This window comes from Planctopirus sp. SH287 (assembly GCF_056500625.1).
Map to the genome: position 1 here is coordinate 5561434 of NZ_CM151403.1, position 18065 is coordinate 5579498.

At 53.2% G+C, this 18065-nt stretch carries 14 protein-coding genes; 6 read left to right on the forward strand and 8 right to left on the reverse strand.

The window, feature by feature from the left end:
• Positions 1 to 49 precede the first annotated feature (49 nt).
• Positions 50 to 973: a hypothetical protein gene (locus tag SH287x_RS20705; protein ID WP_479516320.1), complete on the reverse strand. Its 924-nt coding sequence runs from the start codon at positions 971 to 973 to the stop codon at positions 50 to 52.
• 42 nt (positions 974 to 1015) lie between these two features.
• On the opposite strand from SH287x_RS20705, the gene SH287x_RS20710 reads away from it, so the two are divergent.
• From SH287x_RS20710 to SH287x_RS20735, 6 genes are all read left to right on the forward strand, one after another.
• Entirely contained in the window at positions 1016 to 2974 is a 1959-nt protein-coding gene (locus tag SH287x_RS20710) for a DUF1592 domain-containing protein (RefSeq protein WP_479516321.1), read from the forward strand.
• A 178-nt stretch (positions 2975 to 3152) separates the two neighbouring features.
• Positions 3153 to 4544: a DUF1552 domain-containing protein gene (locus SH287x_RS20715; RefSeq protein ID WP_479516322.1), complete on the forward strand. Its 1392-nt coding sequence runs from the start codon at positions 3153 to 3155 to the stop codon at positions 4542 to 4544.
• A gap of 282 nt (positions 4545 to 4826) precedes the next feature.
• The gene (locus tag SH287x_RS20720; protein ID WP_479516323.1) at positions 4827 to 5108 is read left to right on the forward strand and encodes a hypothetical protein; all 282 of its coding nucleotides are present in this window, start codon (positions 4827 to 4829) and stop codon (positions 5106 to 5108) included.
• Between the two features lie 55 nt (positions 5109 to 5163).
• Positions 5164 to 5940, forward strand: a complete 777-nt coding sequence (locus SH287x_RS20725) for a hypothetical protein (protein ID WP_479516324.1) — start codon at positions 5164 to 5166, stop codon at positions 5938 to 5940.
• A gap of 133 nt (positions 5941 to 6073) precedes the next feature.
• On the forward strand, positions 6074 to 7432 hold the full coding sequence (locus tag SH287x_RS20730) for an ABC transporter permease (protein WP_479516325.1): 1359 nt from the start codon (positions 6074 to 6076) through the stop codon (positions 7430 to 7432).
• A gap of 81 nt (positions 7433 to 7513) precedes the next feature.
• On the forward strand, positions 7514 to 8326 hold the full coding sequence (locus SH287x_RS20735; protein ID WP_479516326.1) for a hypothetical protein: 813 nt from the start codon (positions 7514 to 7516) through the stop codon (positions 8324 to 8326).
• On the opposite strand, the gene SH287x_RS20740 is transcribed toward SH287x_RS20735, so the two are convergent.
• The 7 genes from SH287x_RS20740 to SH287x_RS20770 all read right to left on the reverse strand — a co-directional run bounded on the left by SH287x_RS20740 (position 8299) and on the right by SH287x_RS20770 (position 17638).
• Positions 8299 to 9657, reverse strand: coding sequence for a PQQ-binding-like beta-propeller repeat protein (locus SH287x_RS20740; RefSeq protein ID WP_479516327.1), 1359 nt, complete (start codon positions 9655 to 9657; stop codon positions 8299 to 8301). The two genes, SH287x_RS20735 and SH287x_RS20740, sit on opposite strands and share 28 nt — an antisense overlap.
• Positions 9658 to 9821: 164 nt before the next feature.
• A complete protein-coding gene (locus tag SH287x_RS20745; protein ID WP_479516328.1) occupies positions 9822 to 11120 on the reverse strand; it encodes a hypothetical protein in 1299 nt (432 codons plus the stop codon).
• A gap of 85 nt (positions 11121 to 11205) precedes the next feature.
• Complete coding sequence (locus SH287x_RS20750) at positions 11206 to 13680, reverse strand: discoidin domain-containing protein (RefSeq protein WP_479516330.1); 2475 nt, start codon at positions 13678 to 13680, stop codon at positions 11206 to 11208.
• Positions 13681 to 13959: 279 nt separating this feature from the next.
• On the reverse strand, positions 13960 to 14457 hold the full coding sequence (locus SH287x_RS20755) for a DUF420 domain-containing protein (RefSeq protein ID WP_479516331.1): 498 nt from the start codon (positions 14455 to 14457) through the stop codon (positions 13960 to 13962).
• 139 nt (positions 14458 to 14596) lie between these two features.
• Positions 14597 to 15304, reverse strand: coding sequence for a hypothetical protein (locus tag SH287x_RS20760; protein WP_479516332.1), 708 nt, complete (start codon positions 15302 to 15304; stop codon positions 14597 to 14599).
• 360 nt (positions 15305 to 15664) lie between these two features.
• On the reverse strand, positions 15665 to 16858 hold the full coding sequence (locus SH287x_RS20765) for a M24 family metallopeptidase (protein WP_479516333.1): 1194 nt from the start codon (positions 16856 to 16858) through the stop codon (positions 15665 to 15667).
• A gap of 150 nt (positions 16859 to 17008) precedes the next feature.
• Positions 17009 to 17638 (reverse strand): HD domain-containing protein, encoded by a 630-nt coding sequence (locus SH287x_RS20770; RefSeq protein ID WP_479516334.1) that lies wholly within the window; start codon positions 17636 to 17638, stop codon positions 17009 to 17011.
• Positions 17639 to 18065: the final 427 nt, after the last annotated feature.

Below are 18065 nucleotides of genomic sequence, written 5' to 3' on the forward strand. Positions count from 1 at the left end.
CATCCTTCGGAGGAAGCCTCTGGCCAGGCAGATTGCCATCAACAACTGATCAGGCATCACGATCAAACAGTGTGCCCAATTCTCCTTCGGCATCCAAGGGATGCGGCGGAAGTTGGTGGTGTTCTTCGGGAATGTCTTCAATCATCCATTCATGGGGATGCTCGTTTTCTTCCGTAAAACCTGGCATTCGTCCATCGGCATCGCGATCATCCACGCCATGATTTTCCGCAATGTCCCCCACCGACTTTTCATTCAGTTGCTGGATCGTCTGATCCCGGCTTGCTTCGCTCGCGGCGGCGGCATGTTGATTTTGCATGGCGTCCGCCTGAGCAGCCGGAAGTCCCGCCACGCCGGCCACAAAAGGGGATGCGTATCCACCAAAACCAATTGAACTCATCGCTGGTGACTCCCCAAGAGTTTCCTCGATGCCTGGCCTCGATAAACTTATCGCTATTTTTATAAGGACAGACCGACAAGGACAGACCGACGAAGATCCTGGCCTGCATCGACTGACCACAGGATCAGACTGGTGATGAACACTAAGGCGCAAATTCAGAATCGCACTCGAATTTTGCCCGATCACCACGAACTGGCCTAACAAAAAATGCTCCCGGCAGGAAAAACTCCTCACCGAACACCACGTCTCGCGCTGTATCTTGTTTGAGGATATTGTGTTGCGGTGAATGTTGCGTTTGTGGCCTGGTGTCCTTAGACTGTTTAACGCATCAGCAGACACTATTGTCTTCTTGCCAATTGCTTTCTTGCCGTTGTCTTCTTGCCAGTCGCCTCCTGCCTTAACACGCTCGCCTGTTTGAACTCTGGTTCTTTTTCTCGCCGTGATGCTTTTGCTCAGCGACGATGCTTTTGCTTGGCAACACTGCGCCGAAATGTGATGGAGTTTGTATGAACGCTCTCTGCTCTCACTTTTGTGATAACCTTTACCATGCCTGATGCCCTCTCTTGCGACCACCATGCAGTTGTTCGTGAACGACGCGCCGTGAGTTTGACGGGTGCGATGCCTGGTCACCTGACCGCTCTGGCATGGTCTTTGATCTGCGGCTGCGTGGCCTTCATGTCCTGTGGCCCGATGGTTTTAGCGGCCGACCCGGTGGCTTTTGATCGAGATGCCAAGCCGTATCTCAATAAATACTGTGTGAGTTGTCACGACTCCAAAAAGAAAGAGGGTGAACTGGATCTGGCCCATTATCGGGAGCCTCAAAAAGTTCTGGAGGCGCTTCCCAAGTGGGAGACAATCATCCAGCGTGTCAAAGCGAAGGAAATGCCCCCTGAAGGAAGCCCGCAACCCACGGAAGAAGAGCAGATGCGATTTCTTTCGTGGTACGGGACTTTGCCTCGTCCAGAGCATGAGTGCCGGAATCTCGCGACGGATGCCACGCAGAATTTCTATCAGGGCTATGTCATGAGTCGCCGGCTCACACGGGCCGAGTATGCCAACTCTGTGCGAGACCTTTTAGGCTATGAATTTGGCATTCTCGCAGACATTCCTGCCGATGGTTCCGGTGGTGAAGGGTTTGATACCAATGGGTCATCCCTGTTTATTTCAGCGATGCTGGCGGAAAAATATCTTGCCGCTGCCACGATGGTGGCCGATCAGATTCTGCCCGAATCTCTTGTCTGGCCTCCTGTGTCGCCGGTAACGACACAGCTTCTCGATGTGGCTCGTCAGAAGCTGCTGTCACATCTGCCAGGCCAGGACATCAGCCCACGTGATGCTGCGCTGGCAAATTTGAAACCTCTTGTTAAACGAGCCTATCGACGACCCATCGATCAGGCCGACCTTGATCCTTTGTTACAGCTCTTTGATCTGGCCATTGCGCGAGGTGACAGCTTCCAGAAAGCCATGCGATTGCCGTTGATGGCAGTGCTGATTTCCCCGCAGTTTCTCTTTTTGGCTGAACCAGAGCCAGCCGAAGAGGGCGTCCATCCTTTACCCCCTTATCCGTTGGCATCGCGGCTTTCTTACTTTCTCTGGTCGAGCCTTCCCGATGACGAACTCTTTGCATTGGCAGAGAGCGGCAAACTTCTGGAAGACGACGTTCTCAAAGCCCAGGTCACGCGTCTGCTGGCTGATCCACGCAGTCGGGGTTTGGGTGAGAATTTTGCGATGCAGTGGTTGGGTTTGACTCAGTTTGGCCAGTCGACTCGTCCAGATCCCCAGATGTTTCCTCAATTCGACGACGAACTGGCCCGTGCCATGCAGGCAGAAAGTATCGAGACCTTTACCGATGTTTTCCGCAACAATCGCAGCTTGCGGGAACTGCTGGTTTCGGATGCCGTTTTTGTGAATGATCGGCTGGCGGAACATTATGGTCTCCCCAAGCCCGGAAGCTCTTCGTTGGCGCGAGTTGTGCTGGACGAAAATCAACGCTTTCGAGGTGGTGTGATCACTCAGGCGGCGGTGTTGGTCAACACGTCTTACCCGTTACGCACGAGTCCTGTTTTACGGGGCCGGTGGATTCTGGAAGAGGTTCTGGGAGGTAAAGTTCCTCCCCCGCCGCCGGGTGTTCCGCCTCTTCCCGAACATGATCCGAACGCTCCACCGCTGTCTTTGCGGGAACGCTTGGAATTGCATCGCAAAGATCCGAGTTGTGCCAGTTGTCACAACCGGATGGATCCTCTGGGCTTTGGTCTGGAAAACTTTGATGTCCTGGGCCGATACCGTAGTGAAGAGGGCGGGGTTTCTATTGATGCCTCTGGAAAACTTCCCAGTGGAGAAGCCTTCAAAAACCCGGCTGAGATGAAGACGATCATCTTGCGGAGAAAAGATGAATTCCTCCGTAATCTCACCAAAAAAATGCTGGGCTACGCCTTGGGCCGTGGCCTGAACAAATTTGATCAGTGTGTCATCCGCGACACGATGAAAGCTTTGAAAGAGCATGATGATCGGGCGGGAGTGCTTGTTGAACAAATTGTCCTGAGTTACCCCTTCCGGCATCGATATACCAAGAAGTGATGACTGAAATCGCGATTTGGGGATGAATTGACGGAGAATTCTCCCTGAGAGTGTGCCCGCTTCCCGTACAATGAAAGGTTCCGCTGTTGGTTGCCAGGTGACCACCCTCTCAGGTGATGACCTTTTATGACCTTGTCAGGTCAAAGCCTTTGGCAGCCATTGCGAACAGGAGAGACAGATGCCCACATCAGCCTGGTCGATTCCCCGGCGGACATTCCTTCGCGGCGCGGGCGTTGCGATTGGCCTGCCATGGCTGGAAGCGATGGGGATGCCCGTCTCAGCTCATGCAGAGACAGCCCCCGCAGATGCTCTGAAAGCGGGCAAGGCGGCACCGGTACGTTTCGGTTGCCTGTTCTTCCCCAATGGGGTCTGGAAGGATGCCTGGATTCCCAAACAGGCGGGCCGGGATTTTGAACTCTCGGCTTCGCTGGAACCACTGGCTGGCATAAAAGAGCACGTCACCGTGCTGTCGCAGCTCGATAAGCGTCACAGCCATGGCGGAGATGGGCATTATGCCAAGACCGCCAATTTTCTGACGGGCCTGCATGTCGAAAAAACGACTGGCAAGAACATCAGTACTGGCGGCATCTCGCTTGATCAGTATATGGCCCGGCAGGTTGGCCATCTCACGCCGCTCCCTTCGCTGGAACTCGGGATTGATCCGGTCATTTCTGGTATCGATTCCAACGTCGGTTATACCCGGCTTTACGGCTCTCATATTTCCTGGCAGACCGCCGAACGCCCGGTCGCTAAAGAAATTAACCCGAAGGCTGTCTTTGACCGTTTGCTACATGTGCAGCAGGCAGGGAAGAATCGTGGGAATGCGGCTTCACAGCGCGAAGCCGATCGCAAGAGCCTGCTTGATTTTGCGATGTCCGATGCCCGCCGCCTTCGTCAAAAACTGGGACGGGACGACCAGTTCAAACTGGATGAATACCTCGACGCTGTCCGTGCTGTCGAACAGCGGATTGAGTTCTTTAATAAGCCCGATCCCCGCCAATGGCATCCCGACGCCACACAGGCCGAATTGGAAGCTCCCGGCGCCCCGCGCGATTATCAGGAGCATGTTCGCCTGATGCTGGATCTGATGGTGCTGGCCTATCAGACCGACGCGACACGTGTCTCCAGCTTCATGTTTGCCAACGATGTGTCTGGCCACAATTTCTCCTTCGTTGAAGGTGTGCGTGGTTCTCATCACGAACTCTCGCATCATGAAGGGAAGCCCGAAAAGATCGAGCAATACCAGAAGATCAATCGTTGGCATGTGGCGCAATTTGGTCGCATGCTGGAACAGATGTCACAGATCCGGGAGGGAGAATCGACGCTGCTCGAGAACTCGATGATCATGCTGGGTTGCGGCATGGCTGATGGCAACGCCCACCAGCCGGACAACCTGCCAATTGTCGTGGGTGGTCATGCTGGCGGCCGGTTTACCGGAGGGCAGCATATTGCCAGCACAGCCAAGACGCCGCTCTGTAACCTTTATGTTTCCATGCTCGACGGCATGGGCTGCCCTGTTAAACAATTCGGAGACAGCACGGGGCCGATTAAGGAAATCATGGTCTCGTGAATGAGCAGAAAAGCGGAGAAGCAAAAAAGCGACAAAGCAATACAGCCTGAGAATACGTCAATTGCTGTCCACGCCTGTCGGGAATTGTCGTAGAGGATATTAATGCCAGTCACGGTGGTATCTATTGAGCTTTCAATAGCGGTTCAGTTGTAGATAGTACAACTCCTTATGATTCAATAGGTTTCTCCATTAATTAAATCGACACAATCTCTTTGATGATTTGAAGTGTGATTTGTTTTAGCGATATCCCCCCTTAAGAGCAGGGGTTTTACGGAGGTCAATATGCCAGCAATCTCCAAAAGTGAAGCAACGAGAAAACTTGCGGAAGTCGCTGAGAGAGCAACGCCAGAAAAATTGGCGCAGATCTTTGCAGAACTTCACCCAGAAACCCCACACCCCACACCTCCGCCTGCGAACGAATTAGCTCAATTCATCCGGAACCAGATTGCTGCCGAAGAGGTGGTCGATTTGTGGAATGTTGTTTTTCCCGATCATTTTCACGTCTGGTACAACGAGGAATCGGATGAAATCTATTTCGATGAAGAACTGATCGGCTCTTTATGAACCATTAAGGCCAATATCTCATTCCTGGTATTGAACTCTGTTACAGGAACGCAAGTTGCCGGGTACAGCTTTGCAGCATTTTCACGAAGATATCTTCCGCGCGAGAAGCATCCTTGATCACGCGAATTCGCTACCAGATAAGGAAGCTTCCGAAGCATTGCTTCGATCCGACCTGCTACGAAGTTCATGGATGTTCGCGGTTGGTGCGCTCGATGCTTATTTCTGCGATGCTTATACCGACTTAGTGGCTTCCACGGCAAATTCAAAGAGCCGTCAACCAACACTCATTCTCCCTGAGTGGTTTTACGACATCAAATTCCCACTTCGTGCTGTACTTGAGCCTTACGACAACACGAACTGGAGATGGCGCATGGCTGCTCGAAAAATGATGGAAAAGGAAAATGTCATCAGTCTTGAGCATCTCAAAAATCTCTTTAACAAGTTTCTCCCTAAAGGACGCAAGTTCTTTCAGGAACAACTGCTTGATCGCTGGATCACTCATCCTGATGCCACCGTCCGGATGTTTGGTGTGACGGGCAACGTGTATATGAGCCTGTCAGGAAAAGAGAAAAGTGATGGGAGGATGAGAGCTTCGGAACAAATGTCAGATCGTTTTCAGATCATTTTTCAACGCCGGCACGACTGTATTCATAACTGTGATCGCCCGAGAATGTCACCGCAGCCACTGCAGAAGTCAGGCATTGTTCTCAAGGTGATTCAAGATGTTGAATTTGTCGTGAATCGTTGCGATGAGCACCTTAATCGCGAATACCGGGAATTTCTGCGTGATTCAGGTGCATCTCCCGCAACGATTGCTCAAGCAGGCTATTAAATCTGTCTATGATGGAATGAGAGCATTTTGGCAGAATCCTATTCCGAGTAAATTTCCTCTTGGCAGAGACAGTTTTTCTAAAAGATCGTTTACAATCTTTCCATGTTCTTTCATCAGTAATCAAACAAGCCCCATGTTATTCAACACGATTCGCGCGATCCGTCTGGCTCTCAAAAGTCTACTGCTGCATAAGCTGCGGTCGGGGTTGACGATGCTTGGTATCGTGTTTGGTGTCTTCTCGGTGATTGCCATGCTCGCGATTGGGGAAGGGGCCAGTGCACAGGCTCAGGCCCAGGTGCGGCAACTGGGGGCGACAAATATCATCGTCCTGAGTCTTAAACCGCCGGCGGATTCCACGGCCAATTCGTCCCGTTCCTCTGGGCGTGGACTGTCGGTTCTGGCCTATGGTTTGTTGCGGGCCGACCATCGTCTGCTGGCGGAAACAGTACCGACCATCACGAGCACCGTCGCGATTCGCGAAATCCCCTCGGAAGTCCGATATCTGCAGAACACTCTCAACGCCAGAGTCGTCGCAACCTCCACCGGCTATATGGAGATGAACCATCTGGAAATGGCTGCCGGACGTTTTTTGAGTGATCAGGATGAGAAGGAAATGGCCAACGTGGCCGTCATTGGTTCTGAAGTGGCCCAACGGTTGTTCCCCTATGAAAACCCCGTCGGCGCCACCATTCTGCTGCGGTCATTCCGATTCACCGTCGTGGGGGTGACACGTTCACGCACCGCGTCTGCTGCCATCGGAGGGAGCATGTCCGGACAGGATTTTAACAAGGACGTTTACATCCCTCTGAGAACATTCCAGACACGGATTGGCGATCGGGTGGTTTCTGCGATCAGCGGTTCGTTCTCGGCGGAAGAAGTCCAGTTGAACCAGATCACCTTACAAGTGGGCGATACGAAAGATGTCGTCCGGACGGCAGATGTCGTTCGGGAGTCACTCGCACGCAACCATCGGGGAAAAAATGATTACGATGTGGTTGTTCCACTGGAACTGCTGAAGCAGGCCGAACAGATCAAACAGATTTTCAATATTGTTCTCGGCTCGATTGCCGCGATCAGTCTGGTGGTGGGCGGGATCGGGATCATGAATATCATGCTGGCCACCGTGACTGAGCGAACCCGAGAAATTGGTATTCGCCGCGCTCTGGGGGCTAGACAGTCGGATATTATCAGCCAGTTCCTGACCGAAACGATCGTTCTTTCTGGCACGGGAGGATTACTGGGTGTCGCGATGGGGTTGTGTACTCCCATTGCGTTTCTTGGTATTCAATGGATTGTGGAAAATGTCGTGCTGGCAGGGGCCACAGGCACGTCTGAAATCAGCCAGTTATTTGGAAATATGCAGCCCAGGATTGCCTTCTGGAGTCTGCCCATTGCCTTTGGAATCTCCGTAGGCATCGGTGTGATCTTCGGGATCTATCCGGCGCGTTCTGCAGCACGTATGGATCCGATTGAAGCGCTGCGACACGAGTAGCTTGTTCGCAACGACCTGCCATCAATGTTTTGAACTTCAGCGTTTTGAACTTCAGCATCCCGCCAGCAAGGCGGTCCCAACATGCCGACCAGACGATTTTCGTCTTCTGATGATCCGGGAATTCTCCGGGCAGAACTCGCCCGTGAAGCGGCTCGATTACTGGTTCGCGGCAAGGTCAAAAACTTTGCCACGGCTCGAAAACGCGCGGCCCGCTCGCTTTCGACACAAAGGCTGACAGCCGCCCATCAACCCAGTAATCACGAAATTCAACAGGAAATCGACCTGCTTCTGAAACCGTTACAGCGCGAATGGCAGGCGCCCGAAGGGGATCTGCTCCCTGACTTTCATACTGTCGCACAATTGGCGACAGAGAATGCCGTTGAGATTCCTTCAAATGCCGAGCCGATTGCAGCGGAGATCGACTTTCACACGCGATTAGCTTCCATTCTCTATCGACTCGAAGCTGTTCGACTGGATCCTCTTGACCATCCTGAAGGCGATGCTCTTTATCATTCCTTGCAGGTGTTCGAGATTGGCCGATCCATCGAGCCTTACGATGAAGAATTTTTGCTGGCTTGCCTGCTGCACGATGTCGGCCTGACGATCAATCCCCGCCAACCCATTCTTTCGACCTTTGATGTGTTGGGAGAATGGTTGACTCCCCGGACGCGATGGTTCATTGAGCAACGACCAACGGCTTCAGGCGGGCTGAGAACCGGGCAGTTTTCACAGTCACTCCGCAAACATCCTGACTTTGATTTGCTCAGAGAACTGGCCAGGGCCGACCGAGATGGCCGGGTCGCGGGGGCACAGGTGCCGGAAGTCGAAGAAGTCATTGCCTATCTGGTGGCGCTGGATGCCATGTGTCAGGGAGCAGATGAATTCGACGACTGACGCAAGTCGACGGCGACCAGCTCTTCGTCATTGCGGGCGTACATATGCCCGTTCGCAAAGGCGGGATGTGACCAGACGACGGGGCGACCAAACGCCTCGCCGGTTGGTTTCAAAATCTGCGCGCGGCTTAATTCTTCGTACTTCTCGGCTGATAACTTCGCGATGATCAACTCTCCCGTTTCACTCATGAGAAAAAATTGATCACCATTTTTGACAATGAACGCGGTGCCGTGCGAGGCGCGGCGGGTGCCGTTGGTTGTGGGAACAAAGGACTCCCACAACCGCTTTCCCGTCATCAGATCAGCGGCTCGAAATTGTCCCGTCTGGCAGTCGCTGCCATAGATCACCCCATCGACAATCAGCGGAGTGCTGTTGGCGCAGAAGATGGCCATTTTATTGTTTGCCCGCCAGAGTTCACTCGCTTGAGGCACGTTGCGATCCAGCTTGAAAACGGCCGCCGTGTTGCCAATTCCGCAGGCGAAAAGGAAGTCTCCTGATTTCTGGGGCGTCATGATCGACATGGCATGGTCGGGCCTCAATGGCAACTTCCAATAGACTTGCCCATTTGCAGGATTTAATGAGGCGACTTCCTCGGGCGTCCAGATGATCACCTGTCGCACACCACCGGCTTCAATGATGCCTGGCGAGCCATAGCCTGGCTCTGACGCATTCAGAGCCTTCCATTTTTCGGCCCCTGTGAGCTTATCAAAGGAGACCAGCAATCCGTCTTTGGCACCGACCAGACAAATCACCTGATCACCCTCAACTAAAGGATGCCCGGCGTACCCCCAGATCGGCGTGACGGCTGCGTAATCCTGCTTGAAATCCTTGCTCCAGAGGAGAGTGCCGTCAGCGGTGTTGAGACATGTGAGCCGACCTTCTGCGCCCAGGACATAAATCCGATCACCATCGACCGTAGGAGTACATCGAGGCCCGGAAGGGTAAGAGATCGAGTAGGGGGCATCATAGCGATATTCCCAAAGCAACTTGCCGTCGGCGGTGTCGAAGCAGCGGATTCGCTCCTCACCATCGAGAACATTCCGTGTGCCGGGGTCATTCTTTACCTCGCCGGCTTTGCGAACGTAGTCGGTCAGATAGACTTTGCCATCAGCCACTGCTGGCCCGCTGTATCCTAAAGCCACTGGTACTCGCCAGACAATTCTCGCCCCGGAATCAGGGAACTTGCTGATAATGCCCGTTTCATTCCAGTGTCCATCTCTGCGGGAACCCATCCACTGAGGCCAATCTTCAGCCTCAGCCATCATTCCCGGCAAGAAACTCCATGCAAACGCCATGGCAGACATGAGGACGATCGAGCGAAAAAAATTCATGACCACGTCAGTTGACCTCAGGAAGACAAGACATCGGCACACCAGAGCACAGCTCGGCACCACGATGAGATCATACCTGAGTGATGGCGGGTTCTTTCAAAATCCTTCTTGCGACAAATCAGAAACTCTGTTTCTCGTCATGCCGGCGCGATGAAGGAAATTTGTTATTTCGCAGCGGCGGCGGGAATGTAATAGGGCTTGAGAGAAATTGTCCCGCTGGAATCGTTGCCGCGATCTCCTTTCGCCTCGATCTTGAGAGTCACCTGACGTCCGTTAGTTGCGGGCAATTCAATGATTTCTTCGATTTCAGGACGGGCTTCCCGACCAAGCGACCAGACTTTCTCCCCGTTCATCTCCAATGCGAGAGATTTCACAAGGATGTTATTTTTTCCAACATTCCAGTGGCGAGACAGATTGAGTTGATAGAAGCCCGCCTCGTTCACGAGAGAAGTCGCATCGACCTCCCAGACTTTGAAGTCTTTTTCGACATGATGTGGCCGCCAGCCGTACTTGAGATCGACCGGGCCGGTGAAATACTCGGCATATCCCTGAGCACCTAAGCCCAACAGAGAATCGGGATCCAGCTTCTGGATTTCTTCTAACGTTTTGAGGGCTTCTTTTTCGTGATTCTTCCAGCGTTTATAGACCGCATACTTGGCGGCCAGGGCACGCTGCTGATACTCCACGGTCAATTGCCTGTTCTTCAAGACACCGTCAATCGTGGCAATGGCCTGGTTGTGCTGGCCTTTTTTCGTCAACTCGGTCACTTCATCCAGCAGCTTGTAGGGATTGAATTCGTATCGGGCCTGCCATCCCAGACTATCCTGAGGATCGCTCGATTTGATTTCTGCCAGCACCGGCTTATAAGCATCCATTTTGGGATGATAGGACTCATTGATCCCCCAGCCGACATTCATGAGTTCCAGACTCTCTCCCAGCAGGCCCGCACGGACTTTGCCCTGCGTCTTTGTTGCCTGCTTCCAGAGATCATCCCGCTTTTTGCGTTTGGAAATCAGTTCATTGATCTGGCTGGTGACACCATCAACGGGAGTCTCTTCGAGGTTCTCGGTGAGTTGGCCAATGTCACGTCCTTCCGTGTCATAAAGTCCAATTAATGGCACCTGAAAGAGATAGCGATTGAGATTGTTCTCTTTGTTTTTTTCTTTGCTGGCGGCAGCCGCTTCAGTGTGATCCACATGAACAAGAATCACTTCGTTTCCCAGGGCATTACGAAATGCTGAGGTTTCAAAGACCTCTTTCAAAAACTTCATGGAGCCGGGATGCCAGTCACTTCCTGTCACCAGCACGACAATATCACCCGGAGATTTTTTGGCCATCTCTTTGGCATCATTGAACGTGGCTGCGATCCGCGGTTCCGCCGCTTGTGTTAGCGAGGCACTGGTAGGTGAAACCAGGATGGCAGCACAGCAGGCGAGCGAAGCGATGATGGCAAAGACGCGCATGGCAAAGATCTTCTCTATCAAATGGACAATCGCTCTCAACGCCAAGGCGACATGAAGCTTGGCAACGATCAATAATCAAACAGCGTTACTGAGCAGGTTTGCCATAGACATAAATGCCTTGGAGATGAAGAAAGTCCTTACGACCTTCCGGATAATCGCCTTCGATTCGTACATACTTGGCCAGTGGCCTGCGAGAGCCTAGATCGATCTGCCAGACTTTCTCGTTTTTGCTGGTTTTAAAGACCTGCGTCCAGTTCTTGCCATCAATCGATGTGGTGACTTTCAAAGGAACGGCCCGCGCCGAATTCTGTCCATCGATATTCACAATCGCCAAACCGCTGAGTGTCCCTTGTTTGCCGAGTTCAATGGTAATCGCGGGATTGGTTTCCTGGTCGGTATGGAAGCGACCGCCAGATTCTTTCAGTAGTCCCGGATGTTGGAGCGGATGATCCCAACGACAGGTTGATGACATGCGAGGGATACCGCCTGCGCTCAACAGTTCCCCTTGATACGGTCGATGGTTGACGTTGAGCTTCTCTGTGACAAATTTGGCGCTGAGATCCGACATCGCCCAGAAGGCTGATTTATCCGCGGCGGCTTCTGCCAGGAGAATTCCCTGCTGACACAAATTCTTCAGGGCATCGCTGCCGACACTGGTTGATTTTTGAGCCGCCCCCGCCAGACTTGTCAACAATCCTTCCTTGAGTGACGCATCGTCGCCCGCAAATTTCTGGCAGGCGTCCAGAAAACGGGCAAAGACTTTTTCGTTGGAAATCGTCGTTTGAAGGATGTCACTGAAGAGACTGAGCTGTTGTTCTTTGCCGCGCTGTTTTCCCATCTCTTCGATGATGCGATCCAGCGGCAACTGGTTGACCTGTCCCTCAACAGGCGTGGCATACCCTGCTAGCCAGACATTCTGAAGTGACACGCGGTCGGCATCGGTGACAGACTCTTTACACAGCCGTTTAATCAACAACCAACTGGTCTCAGGGAGACGCTCGAAGGTGGCCACTGCCAGTCGGGCCGCTTCAATCTTCTCGGGCATGGCCACATTCTGCTGCTGCATCAGGTCAAAATAGCTGGCCTGAAAACCATAGTGGTAAGGATCCGCTTTCACCGCTTGTGCCAGCCATTTCAGTCTGTTCCCCGCGTCGCTGGCGGGGAATGTTTCTGCAACCCAGGCACGGTATTGAGCATCCTTGAGTCCGGCGTGCATCCAGGCCTGATCGCCGGCAAACAAGTCCGCCCAGTTGGATTCAAAATACTTCTGATGAGGTGTCCGGTGGTTGCCATCCACGCTATTTCCATCCACCCACTTGCCACGCTCGGGGCGGACAGCAAAGGCGCAATGGCCAGGTTCTCCCATGGTGACAGCAGGAATGCCATCCGCTTTGGCTGAGAGTGCGCCAGTGGTGCTGAGCGAGCCACACACACCGCCTACCCGCACGGTTTTTTGGGTGTAGTTCAGATTTCCAGCCCAGGGCATGTAGTACCATGCCGACTGAATGGTGTCTCCAAAGGGACTATCTCCCAGATAATGAACTTGCCAGGCCGCTGAACGAGCTTCCGAAGGGGCGAAGCTGGCCCGGTCTCCGATCCAGGTCAATTCTTCGATTTGGAATCCTGCCGCGACTGCAAACCGCATTTCCCACACATCAAAATTGGCAAAGCCGGGATACAGACGCTGCTGACGCCCACGATCCCGATAGTAGTCATAAATTTTGATGGCATTGACAGGGGATTTTTTGGCATAGGCCGTTTCCAAAGCCACTGAAGTGGCAATTCGCTGTTCTAACGAAGGCTTGCGTATATCGGGATCATGGATGGCGATTGCCGTCAGAGACAAAACTCCCGTGAGAGGGTTCGAGAACCCGCCCGATCCGACAATCTGCTCCATCCACTGGGTCTGTGAAAAGAACTCGCGAAGAAACTCCTGCTCGGCGGGCAGCTTCAGAAATCGTTGAAGATCCTTGGCCGGAAGCTGCCGCAGAATTTCATGACGAACCAGATCACGCCGCAAACCAGCATCCAGCGAATCGGCCTTCAAGGCGGCAGGGTCAAGTCCCTGGACGCGTGCCTGCAAGGCCGCTGCTTGCGCTGGAAAATCACTGAACCACTTTTCCACCTGAGGATCTACCGGCTCAACATCAATCGTCCGCTGCGATGCTGACGAGGCATGACTTTCAGCGACCGCAGAGCCTGATGCCTCTTCCGCAGTGCCGGAAACTCCACCCGAAGGTGTGGTTGTTGGGGCAGAAATATCGGTGACTGAAGCGATTGCCGTTGATTGAATGGCCGGTGCCATCGACGCGACCTGAGCTTCACCGTCTCTGGCAACAGACTGAGAATTTGATCGTGTTAAAACGATCAATCCAATAATCAGAACAGCAAGCCCCGCTGCACCACCCAGGCTGCCAAGAATGACCAGGCCATTCGAGCTGGTCGGCGGCTTCTGGCTGCTGCGGCGAGTGGACGAGGGAGTTTTTGGACTGCGGCTTCGAGGAGCAACAGGGAGAGAAGAAGCTTTACGACGTGGAGCCGGCGGGAGCTTTTCGGGCATGGCCACTTCCGATGCGGTAGGAGATCAATCGGCAGCTATTTGCCAGCAGCATGCTCGATCACGAAGATTTCGCAATCGGTTGCTGGCGTAGGAATGCCGAGATTTTAGCGCGCCCGGCATGTGCTAAAGGTACACCGAATTGATGTTCCGTGCAAATTCTCACGAAAAATCTTCTGGCTGTTCTGCCATTTGAAGTCTGTACCTTACTGAAGCAACAGCCCTGACCTGCGCCGGGATATCGCGTATTCACTTCAGGAGAAACGACTTACCGCCAGACGCTCAAAGCGTGGGCAGGACAAATGTCGCGATGTAAAAGATGATGCCGGTGACAGAGGTCAGCACCAGATCGATCATCGAAATCCAGCCAAGAATTTTATGACGACCACTGTAAGGGCCGGGCCGGGATGGCTGTGAGAAATGTTTCATCGCACCAAATAATGTCACTGCCCATAAGAACGGTGTGCTGATGGCGAAAATCAAATGAATGCGTAGCAGCCAGGTCGAACGAACAATCGTCTCAGCACTGAGAGGCGGCTGATGGCGGGCGACAATATTCCTCCAGCCTCCCTGCACCCACTGAAGATCAATCTCGAACAACGTGACGGCCACCAGCAGCACGGCAGCCAGCAAAATCTGGAGCTTTCGATGCTGCTCATAGCGGTACTTCTTAACGGCGACCAGACTCCATGCCATGAGCGGCACGACGATCACCAAAGCCACCATGACAAAGTCCAGCATGAACGAAGTCTGGTAGCCGAGAAAGCCGTGAGTCAGCATCTGGCCCCCTGAGGCACGCTGTAAGAATTCATCGAAATCGTTTCGACAGAGTAATCATTTCGCTGAAGATCATGAAAGAAGTCACGCTGACCCAGGCCAGAGACCAAGGTGTGATCATTCTTTGGTGGGGAATGCTGGTCTAAACCCCTTTGCCAGTGCTTGCGGCATCCTGGCGCACAGTGACTTGCAAGGCGCTGAGCATCTTTGTGATGCGAGCTTCCTTGCCATCAATAAAAGGGACGTTATCAAGCACAAAGGCTCGTGGCTCGCTGCTGGGATGAATAATCAGGCGACCGCTACGCATCAGCATGTACTCAAAGATGTCGTCGATTTCCTTACTGATCCGCAGATTTGGCGCTGAATAACGCTCCAGATTGCTGAGGAAACCATGATGGTGCAACAGTTCGTTCGAGCGGATTTCCCAGTAATCCATGCGGACGGTCACAAAGACACAGACATAGATAATGCCCAGCACCGCAGAAAAGAGAAAATAGAAGGTGGAATTGGCATGAGGATCAAGTGCCCGAAAGAAGTGAGAGACCGCGGGCAACAGTGTGGGGAAATATCGCATCAACAGAATAAAACCAAAGACAAACGCAATAATACAGAAGAAGAGGGTCAGCGAGGTGGTGCGGGGGAAATCAAACGCCAGCACCACCAGATTAACGGCTAAAATGCCCATGAATGACAACGCCAGCGTCGAGTGGCTTGAGGTCGCCCCATCACCCAGCCAGAGCGCCACAAACCCCGCCACGATCGACGCAATGAATGTGGGATACAGCAGCACAATCTTCGGATAGGACATCAGATAGATTGGTTTGGTGTGATCAGTATCGGCTGTTGACACGGGAGATCCTTTTCCACGGTGCAGAGAAACGGCGCAAGGGACGCACACCGTCGGGCAAACAATGTGGGATGAATTAAGTTCGGGCTGACATTCCTGCCAGGGCCTTGGCACAACACCACTTCCCCCCTGTCAGAATGAAATCATCGCTGCTGGACTGTAGCCCGCCGTGTGAGTCGAATCAATTGGGGGCCGTGAATGTTCGCAGAAGACCCGCAAGTCCCATCGTCTGGGGGCACCTGGCTATGAACGCAAAACGGCGGGAAATCGATCACTCACCACCATCAGAAATTCCCGCACTTTCCAGATTCCCAGCCACTGCCGGATCGATCAGACTGCTGTCTGCCGATGATGCGAGGTGCCCTATAGACTCACGGAGCCAGCCAGAATTGGCACAATCTCGGTTTGTAGTGGCCCACCGGTCACGACCACCTCTCCATCCAGCATGATCAAGACATCGATTTCGCTGCGCACGCCGAATTCAGGAAGATAAATTCCCGGCTCAATGGAAAAACAGGTGCGGGGGATCAATGCACGCGTTTCGTGAGTTTCCAGGTTATCGATGTGGGCGCCGTTGGCATGCACTTCCTGTCCGATGTTATGGCCAGTGCGATGAACAAAGTACGGGCCATAGCCGGCATCAACAATCACCTGACGGCAGGCATCGTCGACTTCGTAACCTTCGACACGTCGCCCCGCTGCCAAACCGTCGCGGACATAGGCAATCGCCGCATCGCGGGCTGCGGCCACAATGTTGAAGATTTTTGTATATTTTTCGGGAACCGTTTCTCCCACAAAACCGGTGCGCGTTAAATCGCTATAGACCGCCCGAGGTTGATCAAGCTTGCCCCAGAGATCCACCAGAACGAAATCGCCCTCGCGAATTTCTGTATCTGGTAGCGAGCCGGTTTCAAAATGAGGGTCACCGCTGTGCGCGTTGACTCCGACAATCGGCGGGCTATAGGTGGTGACGTTGTTGGCAGCAAAATGATCCAGAATCGCCTTCTGCACGCGAAGTTCGTCCGAGGCGCCCTTCGTGCGGATATCATGGGCAATCGTTGACCAGGCGACTGCATAAGCCGCGTTGGTAATCTCTGAAGCGGCCAGATGTGTGGCAATCTGGTCATCATCCCAGACCGCTTCAAACAACTGAATCAAATCTCCGGAAGTCACCACATCAACGCCAAACGAACGCACGAGATCTATCGTTCCGGCATCGACCCGCGAGATATAAGGATTGCCGCCCATCGGAGCGAATTCCATGGCCACCACCTGGCTTCCCGCCACCAGCGACGCCATGCCCGCTTGAAACTCCTCCCATTTGAGGTAGACCGTCTTCTCTCCGGGAAGTGAATCCAGCACTCCCGTTTCAATCCGATGCACGAGTTTCTTGGGTGCCCCCACTTGAGGGATAAAGTAAGCCCAGCGACGGCTCGTCTTTTGATCCAACCCCAGCACCCGCTCAGCCAGCACGTTCAGCTTGCGAAAGTCGTACAGCAACCAACCGTCAATCCCCTGAGCCTTCAATGCTGACTGGATGTTTTCGAGGGAGAACATAAGGGAGGTCTCAATTACTGGAGGGAAACTTCGTCACACGAATTGACTTTGCGTACGATACAATCTTCCGGGAGTGTGTGCGACTGTCGAATTTTCTCGACTCGAAATTCTGCCGAGTGAGCTGGCTGTCAACGCAAGACTTCCCCGGCATCAACGGGTCGTAGCGAGAGTTGGATCACTCACGACGCCGTTTCGCTGATCCAGAAACTCTTGAATGCGATGGATCATTTGCCGGCATTCCGACGCGAGAATCTGCAAATCACTATCGATTCCCGCAGCGGCAGTCACCATTTCCCGGTAGTACCACATCAGGTCGCTGGGGCTGGCGTTAAATTTACTGAGGGCCTGGGGATCTTCCTGCAAATCAAACCAGGTGGCTCCCAGGTTATGCAGTTTGTCGGCCAGAGTAATCGCCCGGGCCGCATGCGACGACATGCGAACCTGCGCCAGATGGTCTTCTTTGCGAGATCGCCAGGGACGTTGATCACCGCTGGCATTTTTCTTTTCTTCGGTCGAGGCGACGACAGCGGCGATGATTTTGGGCGAAAAATCCCGTTCGAGATCAGCCACCGTCACGGGAGTATCTTCCACAATGTCATGCAGAATGGCCGCAGCGATCAGTTCGTCATCTGCAAATCCCGCACGCTGAAGGATCAGCGCAACTCCTGCCAGATGCGACACATAGGGAATGTTCGATGCCTTGCGAACCTGTGAGTGATGAGAAATGGCTGCCAGGCGAAGGGCTTTTTCGATCACGGGGGAATAAAGCGGCGTTGCCATGACACTCATCGATCAGGTCTCACTTATTTAAGGAGCAGGAGCAACTGTTGATCAATCTGGTACATCCCGCAGTCATCACTATATCCATCTTGAGATCCATTCGCCTGAAATTCCACAAATCCCACTGAGCAAGTCGGAGATTCTTGCCGTGTGGGGAATCCAAGGCTCTTCGTGCCATGCTCGGCTCTAAGTGAGCATACCGGGTGTGCGTTTGCCGTCGATCCTTCTTCGTTTCGCAGAGCATGCTTGCCTCAAAGCCACAAGCATGGCAGCAGGGTAGCAAAGGAGTTTCAGGTGGTCTGAACCGCCTGGAAGCGAGAAACCTCTTGTGGCTGTGCCACCCCGGTAGAAATCGGAATTTCAACCAGGGCTACCCACTCACGGGAAATCAGGAATCGCGAACGAACGCATCAATAGAATCAACTCT